This window comes from Candidatus Omnitrophota bacterium (assembly GCA_028693815.1).
In the GTDB taxonomy this organism is placed as follows: domain Bacteria; phylum Omnitrophota; class Gorgyraeia; order Zapsychrales; family Aceulaceae; genus Aceula.
Map to the genome: position 1 here is coordinate 1 of JAQUUP010000004.1, position 12,952 is coordinate 12,952.

Genomic DNA, 12,952 nt, shown 5'->3' on the forward strand with positions numbered 1-12,952 from the left:
TTGTTTTGTCATGTTCTTTTCTATGCCTTTCCGCGTCTTTCTTCCAATTCTTTGCGAACCCTGTGAGTATCATTTTCAGTAAATTTTATACTGAAAATAAAAATTATTGCAATAATGGATGCTATGATTGGAATAGAAACGTCAAAGACTCTCATCCAAAATAAAGTATCTAAAGATTGTCCAATGCCTTTTCCTTGATCAAACCCTGTCCAGGCAAGCATCGCACCTCCAAGGAGTCCTGCGAGAGCAAGCCCCATTTTAACCATCCACCAATAGACTGCCGTAAACATTCCTTCACGACGCTCGCCTGTTTCTAACTCATCAACATCGCATATATCGGCAAGCATTGATAAAAAGATAGTAAAGATTGATCCTAGTCCAAAGGCAATAAATGGTGCACATAGTAAAAGTAAAAAGTGAGATTTAGCAATAAACCAGCAGACTTGTACAAAATTAATAAAACCTGTGCCGTTTAGCATTTGCCATAATTCGCTATTTGCTGGATGAACCTGAAGATATGCAGGCCATTTCATGGCAAAACCAATGATAGAAAGTGGGATTGCAACAAAAAAGGCTTTCTTTTTTCCTAATCGCTTGGAGAGCCATACAATTCTCGGAATAACAATTGTCATACAAATAGCGCTAAATGTTCCATAGACTCCAAGTAATTTTCCTCCCGCAGCATAAGCAAGGCCTGTATCAGGAGCATTTTTAAAAACATGAAAGAAAATAACCCAAAGAATAAATGTAGAACTAAGCATAAAACCATTGAAGATTAAGAATGTGCCTGCGCAAATTTTAACAAACAGCTTGATTTTAAATGTAAGGACAATATTATCAAATAATTTTTTAAGAACAGGATTGGCGTAAAGCAAAAGGAAGATGCCAGAAAATAAAGCGCCACCTAAGAAAACAGTTGTAATTCTTATAGGTAAGGAAAACCAAGGAAAATCTGTTTTGCTGATATAAAAAGAAAAGAAAAAGGCAAGGATGCTACTCGCAACATAGAGTTTAGATAAAAACTTTGTATTATGTGAAGTTACATTTTTGAGGTAATTACCTGTTATTTTTTCTGGTTTTGGTAAGTTTCCGAAACGCTCTTTATTAAAAATAGCAGGCAGAATGCCCCCGATGATTATAATAAGACCGATAAAAATGGAGACAACGCGTGCTCCAAGAACAGGATCTGCTTGTCCTGTTTCAGGATTTGAAAACCAGTTTTTATTGTACAAAATTGCCCAACACCAAGGAGCGAGTAACCAAGGAATCTGAGCCATAATTCTGCTCCAGCCTTGTAGGGCTGTTCGTTCATGGTAATCAGGTGTCATTTCATAACCTAAGGCAAGCCAAGGAATTGAAAAACAAGTGAAAGCTCCAAAAAAGATGATTTGAAGTATTAAGAAATACCAGCCGTTGAATGTTTTGCTATTTTCTGGATAAAGCTGAAACATGAGAAAATAACAAATTCCGGCGATAATTGCTCCCCAGAAAATAAATGGCTTACGCCTTCCATATTTTGTTCGGGTATTATCTGAGCTAAAACCAACAACAGGATCTAGGACGCCATCAAAAACGCGCGGAACAAATCCAATTAGCCCTACTATGGCAGGGTTTAGTCCTAAGCCTAGGATTAAAATTGCAACCATTTGGCCAATCCAAGCGGCCTGACTATCATTGGCCATTGATCCTAAGCCGTAGATGAATTTGTGAAAAACGGGAATACGATCTTCTGGGGCTGTTGCATGGTGGGTTGATTGGCCCGTTGCGTTTGGCATTAATGTCTCCTTAATATTAATTTTTTATATAGATATATATTGGATATTTATTCTTATTAGAAGTTTCGTATTATAACAAACAAACTTGGTGTGCACAAACTATTTATTGGCTAAAGTAGAGTTAGCGTGGCAATTTAAATGAATAGTATTGTAGGATGATTATTTCATTTGGCATACATTTCTGGACAAAAGCAAATATCATTGTTAGAATTTAGAAAAAACGATTAGGTTTTGGTAAAAGAATTATGGTAAAATTAATGAAATAGAGGGTGACCTTATGGGAAAAAAAGAGAAACGACAATTTATTCGGCATCCTTTGTCTTTGCCTCTTGCTTATGAAGTTGTTGGTTTAGAAGATGATCTTGGGGGAGAAGAAAGTCGAACTGAAACAATCAATGCAAGTATCGGAGGATTGCTTTTTGCTGGAAAGAATCCGGTAGATATAGGTTCTGTGGTTTCTGTAAAAATGCCTCTTGAAGATAAAATGTTTAATGTTCAGGCGAAAGTTGTCAGATGCATCCAGAATTCCGAGACAAAGCTTTATGATATTGCTGTAAGTTTTTTTAGGTTACGTGAAGCATTTAAGGTAAAAATGATTGAGCAAATTTATTTGATTTCTGAATATCGTGATTTAATTAATTTTCAGACTGGTAAAGAAATTTCTCTTGAGGAAGCTTCTCGCAAATGGGTTAAGCGATATTCTAAGCGGTTTAAAAAACTTTATTGGTAAGCTTTGAGAGCTTAGCCAGGCATCCTTTTCTTTTTTTTAAATTGTGTTAGTAGTTTGCCTTGAAGTCCCCATTTTATTAGTAAAATCAATCTTTTGAGAGTTAGCAAAAAAATTAAAAAAAGACCTTTGATATATTTTGGTTCTTTCCACCACTGATTAGGAAGAACAAACCATTTTGTTCCTTTTCTATCGAACATGTTTTTTATTAGCCCTTTTAATCGTTTTGGTTGAAGGAAATATAACATATTTGCTTGAATGACATCTTCAATGATTTCTTCAGGGGTGGAACCTTGCGGATAGTAAGGCAAGAAAGACCGGTTAGGACTATTAGACGCTAAAACACCAGTCGGCGTAAAATTTTCCCAATGTCCTATGATATTTAGATTGTTTTCTCTTTTAGCAACATCATAAAATTTTGTCCCAGGATAAGGTGTCGCATTGTTAAATCGTGCTTTATCTGGACTTAATGATACGGCTAAATTAAACGATGCAACTCGGTCGGCTCTTGTTTCTCCAGGGATTCCATAAATAAAAGTTGTATCGATGCCAAAATTGTATTTTTTAGCAAGCTGAATTCCTTTTACGATATCCGAGACGGTTTCATTTTTGTTAATAAATTTCATTAATTTCTCGCTTGCAGTTTCTACTCCGATGTTGAGCCCAGTGAAATTAGCGGATCTAAGCTCTTTTAATATTTCATCATCGATGCAATCTCCGCGGGTTGATATTGAATATTCGGCTTTTGTATGCAAATTGTTCTGAATAATTGCTTGGCAAAGGTCTCGAACTCTTGTTTTGCTGACAGTAAAAATATCATCAAGGAATACAATGTTTGAAGGTTGGTACATTGTTGTTAGCGTTTGTAATTCAGCAATGACTTTTTCGGTCGATCGATAGCGAAAGACATTTCCGTTAATGATTCGCTGGCTACAAAAAGCACAATTGTAGGGACATCCTCTCGATGAGATCATAAATCCCATATCGTAAATTTTGGAGTCAAACATATGAAAAGGGATGCTGGGCAGAGAGTTGATGTCGATTAAAGGGGCTATTGGGTTATGGATTATGGTACCGTTAGATCGATAAGAGCAAGATAAGATATCTTTGAAGTTTTTCCCTTGGCGATGATGGAGCACGATTTGTTCTATGACGGGTTCTCCTTCGCCTCTGACAACAAGGTCTACGCAAGGGTTTCCAAGCACTTCTTCCGGAAGAACCGTACAATGAATTCCTCCGAAAACAATGGTTGATTCTGGAAAAATAGATTTGATTAAATTGGCTAGCTTGTAGCCGCGGCTGATCGTAGGGGTTAAGCAGCTTACGCCAAATAATTGTTTTTTATTATTTGTCATTTGAAGAAGTTTTTCTTTGGTTATCATTTCGACTTCTTCATCAATGATTTTTACGTTGTAATTTTTATCTTCTAGATAAGATGCGATATATCCGATTGATAACGGGATACTTTTAGCAATCAAGAAGTCAAAAGATTGAAGCGTGTTGCTTTTTGGATTTATTAATATGATGTCGTACATATTTCTTGATAAAATAAGATCGAACGCTTAAGATAGTTCTCGCATTTCTTTAAGGTACGCAATAGTTAAGATATTTTATATTAACAGAAGGATTCTTGCGTAGCAAAGGAAAGATTCAAAATCAAGATCGCAGGTAAGTTGCTGCAAGATGTTATCTAAGGTAGAGAAAATATGATAAGCAGATTTAAGGGGGCAGGGATTATATTTCTTAATTTTGTTTAACATTGTGCTAATATAACTAAACAATTTTATCATTTTAAAAGAGGAGGCGATTTATGAGCTTAAATAGTGTTAATATTATGGGAAATTTAACGAGAGATCCGGAATTAAAATATATTCCATCTGGGAAAGCGGTCTGTAGCATCTCTATTGCTAATAATCGGTTTTATTCTAAAGGCGATGAAAAAGTAAAGGAAACTTCTTTTTTTGATGTTGAAGTTTGGGGAGCAGTGGCTGAAAATTGCGCAAAATATCTGACAAAAGGAAGTGGCATCATTGTTGAAGGACGTCTAAAGCAAGATCGTTGGGAAAAAGACGGAAAGACGCAAAGCCGCGTTAGAATTGCAGCTAATAGCATTCATTTTATGCCGAAGAAAAGCTCTGATCAGCAATCAGACTCGAGCGATTCTTCGAGAGATCAGGTAACCTCAGAGGTTGGTTGGGATGAGTAATTAGCTGCACATTAAAGTTTATATGGGATTAGGGTCTTGTGCAAAAGTGTGCCTTATTTTTCATATAGCTGTGTTGTCTTCAGTCTGATAAAGAGCTTGACAAAAAATGGGGGTGCAGTACAATCATCTAGGTTTATAAGGATTGTTGCGTCTGTTTAATACATCCCTCCTTAATTTATATCTACCAAATGGAGCCTACGGGTCCGCTTCGCTGATGTGAAGTGAGATGAGCAAACTAGCTAACTATGGATTTTCAAATACCTGATACACCAGAAGAATTGTTTCGTCAAGGGAAGAAATATATCCCTAAGGTTAACAAGGGGCTGTCATCTGTTGTGGTGATGGTGATTGCTGTCGGCGCTTTGATTTTATCAAGCTTTTATTCCGTTGGTCCTGATGAAGTTGGAGTTATTCGTCGTTTTGGAAAATATATTAAGACAACTCAGCCGGGTTTGCACTGGAAGGTTCCTTTTAATATTGAGAAATTAAATAAAGTTAAGGTAAAGAGAATTTATAAGGAAGAATTTGGTTTTAAAACTGTTCGATCAGGTGTTAAAACCCAGTATTCCTCTAAGGCATATATTGAAGAATCGCTTATGTTGACGGGTGATTTGAATGTTGTAGACGTTAATTGGATCGTACAGTTTAAGCTTGAAGACCCGGTTAAGGCGTTATTTAATATTCGAGACGTAGACGTGACAGTCCGCGATATTTCAGAATCTGTTATGCGTCAGGTCATAGGAGATAGTTCTGTTGAGGAAGTCTTAACAACACGTCGTATTGAAATTAATCAAGAAGTGCAAGGTAAGATGCAAGAAATTCTGAATAGTTATAATATTGGTATTCAGATTGTAACTGTTAAGCTTCAAGATGTGAACCCCCCTGATGCGGTCAAGGCTTCCTTTAATGAGGTTAATGAAGCTAAGCAGGAAAAGGAGAAGATCGTTAATCAATCTTGGGAGGCGTATAACAAGGTTATTCCCAAGGCTCGAGGAGAAGCAGAAAAAACGATACGAGAAGCGGAAGGTTATTCTTTAAAGCGGATTAATCAGGCTAAAGGAGATGCTACAAAATTTATTGCTACCTGGAATGCATATAAAGAAGCGAAGGATGTAACTCTAAAACGAATGTATCTTGAAACACTTTCTGATGTATTGCCTAAAGCAGGGAAAATTTATGTTATGGGACCAGAGGGAAATACGATTTTACCATTGCTTAATTTAACGCAAGAAGGTCAAAAATAATGATGAAGATTGGAAGTCTATTGCTTGGTTTTGCTGTGATTATTGCGATTCTTTTTGTTAGCGGGGTTGCTTACACTGTTGATGAAACTCAGCAAGTTGTTGTCACGCAATTTGGTGAGCCGATCGGCCAACCGATTGTAGAGGCAGGTTTGTATTTTAAATTACCTTTTATTCAGAATGCTAATTATTTTGATAAAAGGATGTTGCAGTGGGATGGTGATCCAAATGAGATTCCTACCCTTGATAAAAGATATATTTGGGTTGATACAATCGCGCGCTGGCGAATAGTGGATGCGCTCAAGTTTATGCAATCGGTTGGAACAGAAATGGGAGCGTATGCTCGATTGGACGATGTTGTAGACGCCGCGACTCGAGACGCTATTTCTAATTTAAAATTAATTGAGACAGTGCGTGATTCTAACCGTTTGCATGAGCAATCGGTTAGTGCTAAAACGACAGATAATATAGGCGCAGGAGATACTAATATAGAGCGTATCAGCGTTGGACGCAGAGCGCTGACTCGAAATATTTTAGAACATGCTTCTCTGATTACACCTCAATATGGCATTGAGCTTATTGATTTAAGAATTAAACGGATTAATTATGTTGAGGAAGTTCGTAGAAAAGTTTTTGATCGAATGATATCAGAACGTAAGCGTGCCGCAGAGCAATATCGTTCTGAAGGTCAGGGGAGTAAGGCTGAGATAGAAGGACAAACGGTTAAAGGGCTTCAAGAGATCCAATCTGAAGCTTATCGCAAAGCTCAAGAAATTAAAGGTGAGGCTGACGCTGAAGCGATCAAGATTTATGCTAATGCGTACAACAAAGATCCGGAGTTTTATTCCTTCATCAGGACGCTAGAAACATACCGAGATACTATTGGTTCGGACACAACGCTTATTTTGGATACGGACAGTGATTATTATAAATACTTAAGAAGTATCCAGGGTAATAAGTAATGATCAATAACTCCCTTTTAATATAAATTTCCAGTTGTTTTTTAATAGTTATTATTATGTTTTGACAAGAGAACAAACAGTATGTTTAAAATTAGGCTATTTTATTTCTTGCCTATTTTACGAAAGGAACTATTATTAAAAAAATAAAAACTTCTAAAAAAGGGAGACGATGCAAACATCCTCGCTGCAAGAATCTTTTGAGTATTTACAATGACGATGCTTATTGTAATATTCACAGTGATCATTCATCGCAGGAAAAAAGGATGCAGGCTAGAAACGCTTAATGAAAGATAAAATGACGAATACAAATGATGTTTTAAAAGATTCCACATATTCTCCGCTTAGTTTTTACGGGCTGGGCATTGCTCCGAAAACTATCGAAACGATTGGTCGGTTAGGATTTAAAGAGGCAACGCCGATACAGCATAAAGCCATTCCGATTGCCTTAGAGGGTAAAGATTTTATTGGTATCGCGCAGACCGGAACAGGCAAGACCATGGCTTTTGTTATTCCCATTGTCCAAAATCTTGTTCAAAATAATTTTTTGGCGTTAATATTAGTTCCAACTCGGGAGCTAGCATTACAGGTAGAACAAAGCGTTTCTAAAATTGCTCGTCCGTTTGGCATGAAATCTGTGGTTTTGATCGGTGGTGCTCCAATCAATAGTCAGATCAAGGCATTGAGCCAGCAGCCAAGAATTCTTATTGCGACTCCCGGGCGGCTTATTGATTTGATGCAACAGCGAAAGATTCAGCTAAACAGAGTAAGTATCTTGGTTCTGGATGAGGCTGATCGCATGTTGGACATGGGATTTGCTCCACAAATTGAAAAAATATTAAAAGTTGTTTCTTCGCAGCGACAGACTATGCTTTTTTCAGCGACGATGCCTTCAACCATTGTTCGCATAGCGACGTCTTATATGCGATCTCCAGTGCAGGTGCAGATTGCTCCTCCGGGAACTTCTGCTGAGGACGTATCCCATGAATTGTTTATTATTCGTCAAGAAAAAAAACCTGAGATTTTAGAAAAAATACTGCGAAAATATCGTGGATCAGTTTTACTCTTTTGTCGGACAAAGCATGGGACCAAAAGAATCGCCCGTGTTATTCGCGGTTTGGGACATCGGGCCGCGGAGATTCATTCCGATCGTTCGTTAGCTCAACGCAAAGAAGCTCTAGAGGGATTTCGTAACGGCCAATATCGTATTCTAGCGGCAACAGATATCGCGGCTCGAGGAATTGATGTTGTGGGAATTGAGTTAGTTATCAATTATGATTTACCTGACGATACAGAGAATTATATCCATAGAATTGGGCGTACGGGTCGGGCGGGAAAGGCTGGTCATGCGATTTCTTTTGCTAGGCCTGATCAGCGAACAGATGTTCAAAATATTGAGCGTCTATTAAAAGAGGCTCTTCCGGTTTCGTCGCATCCTGACAGCCCTACGGAGCAGTTTGACAAGCCAAAAACTGTTTTTAGTTCTTATAAAGTGAATGGGCGCAGGCGAACAACTAATTCTTATCGAGGAAGACGTTAATATTTTTCTGAGTAAGGTATTTTAGATTTTGTGTTAAAGAATAAGGGCCTGACTTTTAAAAGTCAGGCCCATAGTTTTTAATAATGATTTACTTTTTATTATTTCTTAAAATGACGTCGTTTTTCTTGTTTTCCTTGTCTTAAATTTCCTTGTTTTGAATTCCATTTTTGTTTTGGATTTTCTCTTTGTCCTCGATCTTTCTTTGCTTTGGTAACATAGATTCCTGATTGATTTTTATTGTTTTGGAAATATTCAAGAATTTGTTCGGCCTGGCAAAACGGAAGACTGACGAATGCAAATTTGTCACGAATTTGCACGTCATGAATTTTATCTTCTGTAATATCGCAATGTTTTTTGATAACATCAATTAATTTTTTGCGGGTTAGTCCGCTGTTTGTCCCGAAACCAACAAATAAACGTGTTTTTCCACTTTTATCTAGCGGGGAATCAATAATTTTGGTATAACTTTTTTCGTCAAGATCTCCCTGAAAGGTATGCTGCAAAAGAGCTGCTAGCAAATGTTCGGATTCATTTTTAGTGAGCAAGTCTTTTGCAAGCTGTAAGTACTCTTCTTTAGGGCCTGTTTGAGCAATTTCTTCAAGGCGAGAGTGAATACGCTGCTTTTTCATTTTAATAATATCTTTAACGTCTGGTAGTTTTTCTCGGCGGATATCTGTTTTGGCTGTTCGCTGAATAAATTGTAATTTACGATATTCGCTTGGTGTGACAAAGGTAATCGCATGACCTGTTTTTCCTGCTCGCCCTGTTCGCCCAATGCGATGTACGTAAGCTTCTGGGTCTTGTGGCAGAGCATAGTTGATGACATGCGAAATGTTTTGCACGTCAATTCCTCGGGCCGCTACGTCTGTTGCAATAAGAATGTTAATTTTACGTTTTTTGAATTTGTTCAGAGTTTTCTCTCTCAAGGTTTGGCTAATGTCTCCATGTAGGGCATCTGCCTGATAGCCACGTTCTATTAGCCGATTAGACACGCGGCCCACATCAACTTTGGTACGACAGAAAATTAATCCAAAAAAGTTTTCTTCGATATCAATGATTCGGCACAAAGCTTCAAATTTATTTTGTTCGCTGACTTCAAAATAAATTTGCTCCGTAAGGTCCGACGTTAGTTCTTCTTTGGACACTTTTAAAACAACATAATCGTTCATGTATTTTTTTGCAATCTTTAGAACTGCCGCCGGCATTGTTGCTGAAAATAGCATTGTGCGTTTTTCTTTTGCTGTATAATCCATAATTTTCTGCACGTCTTCTAAGAATCCCATATTTAGCATTTCATCGGCTTCATCTAAAACAAGATGAGTAATGGATGTAAGATTTAATGATTTGCGTTTTAAATGGTCTAAGATACGTCCTGGCGTTCCGACTACAATGTCGATACCTTTTTGGAGGCTGCGCAATTGTAATTGAATCGCTTGTCCACCATAAATCGGAACGATGCTTAAGTTTTTTTTGCCTCTCAAGGAATGGATTTCTTCAGCGACTTGGATGGCGAGCTCTCTAGTGGGAGTCAGAACCAAGGCTTGAACATGTTTTGATTTTTCTTTTAAGAGTTCGACTAACGGAAGGCCAAATGCGGCGGTTTTTCCTGTGCCTGTTTGCGCCTGTCCAACAATATCTTCACTTCCTGATAGAATGATCGGAATTGTTTTTTCCTGGATAGGAGAAGGTTCTTCAAATCCTTTTGCTTTAATTGTTTTTAATGTGTCTATAGATAGACCAAGTTCTTCAAATGATTTCATAATAAATCACTGCCTTCCTTTTGATGTAAGGTAAAATTAGAAAAAATAGAAATTCTTTGTTGGCGCTTTCTAAGCTATTTAAAGCTAAAGAAAGCATCAATCGGCGATAGATCAATAAAGGTCAAGACCTTAAGTCTTTGGTCAAGCCGAAACCTTCTTTGTCTATCCTAAGGAATTTATAAGGACGATTGAGATCGATATGATGATAGATAAGTGCTTATCATCAAAAAGGGCATGATCAATGACTTTACGCGTATCGTTAAAACGGTTTATATTAAGAATTTCTCTTAACAAGATGTCAGAATAACACTAAACTCTTTAAAAGTCCATCTTATTTATTAATAGCTTCAATTATTTTAATGGGGGATTATCTTTTTGATTTGTTTGATGGCCCGCTTATCGTTTAAAATCCTTTTATTCGTTTTTTGTTGGACGAAGTCTGAATTTGAGATAGAATGCCTATGTTAATTTAGAATAAAATAAGTTGTTTAAAGTTAATCAAAAATTATGAAAAATAAGATTATTTCTTCTTTTAAATTTATTATTCCTATTTTGCTTTGGTTGTTTCTTTTTTCTGATGCTGTTTCAGGGAAGATCCCTGTTAGCGGCGATTGTCTTTCATTTTATTCGCACGTTAAGTATTTCTTTGATAGTCTGCAAGTAGGTGTTTTCTCTCTTTGGTGTCCATTCATTTTTTGGGGAGGGACATTTTTAGTTGAATTAAATGCTTATGGAGTTTTTAATCCGATTTGGCTTTTGATTCCTCTTTTAAATAAATTGGGATTAAGTTTTTATTTATCGTTTTTATCTGCTTTTATTGGGTATTTCTTTGTTGGCCAGATAGGATTTTATTTTCTTGCAAAAACAGTTTTAAGAAGTTCTTTAGCTGCTTATGCGGCTTTTTTGTTTTTTCTTTTTTCTTCATCAGGAATGTTCATCTTTCATTACCCATATCATATTTTTATTTTTGTTTCAGTGATTTGGTTTTTTTATTTCTTACTCAATTTCTGGCAGTGTCCTAAAAGACGTTTTTTTGTTGGCACTATCTTTTCTCTAATGTTGATTTTAAATTGCTATTTACCATTTTACTGGTTGACGATTTTTGTTTTTTTTAGCGTGGTTTATTTTTTATTCAACTTTATGCGCTTTAAAAAAGATATTTTGATTATTAAGTCTTTTTTTTGTCGTCATTTTCTAACAGTGATTTTTTGTTTTTTGGCTCTTTTCCTTTCAGCGATATCATCTTTTAAGACGTATCAGCTCACAAAAACAGGGGAGATTGTCTGTAATGAGCGAAAAACAAAAGAGGAGAGCCCTTATGCTGGAGGCGCTGAAGTTTCTTATGGTAAAATTGTTAATGCGGGCCCAAGCACAGAATCGTTTACGGGTAGTCTCTTCTTAGATCGAGATAAAGTGCTTCCTGCTTCGATCACTTTTTTTTATATTTCATTTTTTGCTTGGTGTATTTTGGCTTTAAGTATTTTTAATAAAATAAGAAAGAAGACAGTCTTTTTAATTTTATTAATTCTTCCTTTGTTTTTTATATTAATTGGAGAGCAGTCTTTTGTTTTTAAGGTTTTCTTTAATTTTATTCCTTGGTTTTCTTTTATTAGAAATATAGGAATATTTGTTTTTATTCTTTTGCCAATTTTCATATTATTTTTAGCACTACAGTTAAAATTAATTTTAAAAGAAAAATTTTTGATAAATCGCTATTATGCGTTGGCCGTTGTTGCTGTTGTGCATGTTGGTATTTTAATGTTGTTGATAGGAAAAAATAGCTTTTTCTCGACTTATGCAACGGTATTGTTGAGTTTAATATTCTTTAGCATAATTATTTTGGAATATCAAGTTCGCAAGTGGTTGTGGTTTATATTGTTAGGATTATGTATTGTTGCGCAGCCTGTTGAGGTTATGTGGCGTTTTCGTGATAATCTCAAAAATGTTATTATCAAAGATCGAGCAAATTATTTTAAGATTATCGCCCAACCTTCTTCGCGCATTATTTTTTCCTTTATTCGCCCTGATTATGAGGAAAATTATTCTAATCTTGAAAGTTTTGAGCATCGAGTTCAGTTGAAAGACTTGATGAAGTTTCCTCCTGGTGGAGCAGGGTTTCCTCCAAAATGGTCTTATTATTTAGTCGAAAATATTTCGACTGAAATATTAAATAAATATATAAAGTATAAATTTTATCTTTATGATCATATTGAAATCGTTAATCATGAAAATGAAAGTTTAGACTTTCTTATCAAGATATTTCAGAATAATACAAATTTAGCTCTCGTTTCGGGTGATGAAGCACAAGCTCAAGGCTTAAGATTTAAAAGCTTATTATCTGATGATAATACAAGGATACAAAGTCAGGCGACGGTTATTTCTTCACCGTCTGATTCTTTTGAGGTTCTTGGTTTTAACGCAAATTCAATTAAGATAAGAACGCATTTTAGTAAAGAAAAATTCTTAGTTTATACGGATAGTTTTCAGTCTGATTGGCAAGTTTTTGTAAATGGGAAAAGAGCACCTCTTTATCGTTCGAATTTTGCATTCAAAGGAGTTGAGCTTCCACCCGGAGAGAATATTGTTTATTTTCGTTATTTTCCGATTGGTGGAGAATTAGTATATTTATTAATATTTGGTATTTATATTGGTCTTTTTTTGTGGTTAATTATCTTATTTATTAATGATGATAAAGCTAAGAAAGAAATTTTGAGAAATGATTAAAGATATAAAGCAATATTTCT

At 36.0% G+C, this 12,952-nt stretch carries 9 protein-coding genes; 6 read left to right on the forward strand and 3 right to left on the reverse strand.

The window, feature by feature from the left end; translation table 11 throughout:
• Positions 1-20: 20 nt before the first annotated feature.
• Positions 21-1,775, reverse strand: coding sequence for an MFS transporter (locus PHY73_02105; GenBank protein ID MDD3374498.1), 1,755 nt, complete (start codon positions 1,773-1,775; stop codon positions 21-23).
• 277 nt (positions 1,776-2,052) lie between these two features.
• On the opposite strand from PHY73_02105, the gene PHY73_02110 reads away from it, so the two are divergent.
• Entirely contained in the window at positions 2,053-2,505 is a 453-nt protein-coding gene (locus tag PHY73_02110) for a PilZ domain-containing protein (protein MDD3374499.1), read from the forward strand.
• An 11-nt stretch (positions 2,506-2,516) separates the two neighbouring features.
• Here PHY73_02110 and PHY73_02115 read toward each other — a convergent pair whose 3' ends face one another.
• Entirely contained in the window at positions 2,517-4,037 is a 1,521-nt protein-coding gene (locus PHY73_02115; GenBank protein MDD3374500.1) for a radical SAM protein, read from the reverse strand.
• Between the two features lie 275 nt (positions 4,038-4,312).
• Between PHY73_02115 and ssb the strand changes: the two genes are divergently transcribed.
• The 4 genes from ssb to PHY73_02135 all read left to right on the forward strand — a co-directional run bounded on the left by ssb (position 4,313) and on the right by PHY73_02135 (position 8,448).
• Positions 4,313-4,708 carry a single-stranded DNA-binding protein gene (gene ssb, locus PHY73_02120; protein MDD3374501.1) on the forward strand — a complete coding sequence of 132 codons (396 nt, stop codon included), beginning with the start codon at positions 4,313-4,315 and terminating at the stop codon, positions 4,706-4,708.
• 245 nt (positions 4,709-4,953) lie between these two features.
• On the forward strand, positions 4,954-5,952 hold the full coding sequence (gene hflK / locus PHY73_02125) for an FtsH protease activity modulator HflK (protein MDD3374502.1): 999 nt from the start codon (positions 4,954-4,956) through the stop codon (positions 5,950-5,952).
• Positions 5,952-6,911 (forward strand): protease modulator HflC, encoded by a 960-nt coding sequence (gene hflC / locus PHY73_02130; GenBank protein ID MDD3374503.1) that lies wholly within the window; start codon positions 5,952-5,954, stop codon positions 6,909-6,911. Before hflK ends, hflC begins: the two co-directional genes overlap by 1 nt.
• A 283-nt stretch (positions 6,912-7,194) precedes the next feature.
• Positions 7,195-8,448: a DEAD/DEAH box helicase gene (locus PHY73_02135; GenBank protein MDD3374504.1), complete on the forward strand. Its 1,254-nt coding sequence runs from the start codon at positions 7,195-7,197 to the stop codon at positions 8,446-8,448.
• A 98-nt stretch (positions 8,449-8,546) separates the two neighbouring features.
• Here PHY73_02135 and PHY73_02140 read toward each other — a convergent pair whose 3' ends face one another.
• The gene (locus tag PHY73_02140) at positions 8,547-10,208 is read right to left on the reverse strand and encodes a DEAD/DEAH box helicase (GenBank protein ID MDD3374505.1); all 1,662 of its coding nucleotides are present in this window, start codon (positions 10,206-10,208) and stop codon (positions 8,547-8,549) included.
• 507 nt (positions 10,209-10,715) lie between these two features.
• Between PHY73_02140 and PHY73_02145 the strand changes: the two genes are divergently transcribed.
• Complete coding sequence (locus tag PHY73_02145; protein ID MDD3374506.1) at positions 10,716-12,932, forward strand: hypothetical protein; 2,217 nt, start codon at positions 10,716-10,718, stop codon at positions 12,930-12,932.
• The last annotated feature ends 20 nt before the right edge of the window (positions 12,933-12,952 follow it).

Bases quoted from the DNA above. Each gene is read 5' to 3' on its own strand.
- hflC (MDD3374503.1), top strand. From the start codon at position 5,952: ATGATGAAGATTGGAAGTCTATTGCTTGGTTTTGCTGTGATTATTGCG.
- PHY73_02145 (MDD3374506.1), top strand. From the start codon at position 10,716: ATGAAAAATAAGATTATTTCTTCTTTTAAATTTATTATTCCTATTTTG.
- PHY73_02110 (MDD3374499.1), top strand. From the start codon at position 2,053: ATGGGAAAAAAAGAGAAACGACAATTTATTCGGCATCCTTTGTCTTTG.
- PHY73_02105 (MDD3374498.1), bottom strand. From the start codon at position 1,775: ATGCCAAACGCAACGGGCCAATCAACCCACCATGCAACAGCCCCAGAA.
- PHY73_02135 (MDD3374504.1), top strand. From the start codon at position 7,195: ATGAAAGATAAAATGACGAATACAAATGATGTTTTAAAAGATTCCACA.
- ssb (MDD3374501.1), top strand. From the start codon at position 4,313: ATGAGCTTAAATAGTGTTAATATTATGGGAAATTTAACGAGAGATCCG.
- PHY73_02140 (MDD3374505.1), bottom strand. From the start codon at position 10,208: ATGAAATCATTTGAAGAACTTGGTCTATCTATAGACACATTAAAAACA.
- hflK (MDD3374502.1), top strand. From the start codon at position 4,954: ATGGATTTTCAAATACCTGATACACCAGAAGAATTGTTTCGTCAAGGG.
- PHY73_02115 (MDD3374500.1), bottom strand. From the start codon at position 4,037: ATGTACGACATCATATTAATAAATCCAAAAAGCAACACGCTTCAATCT.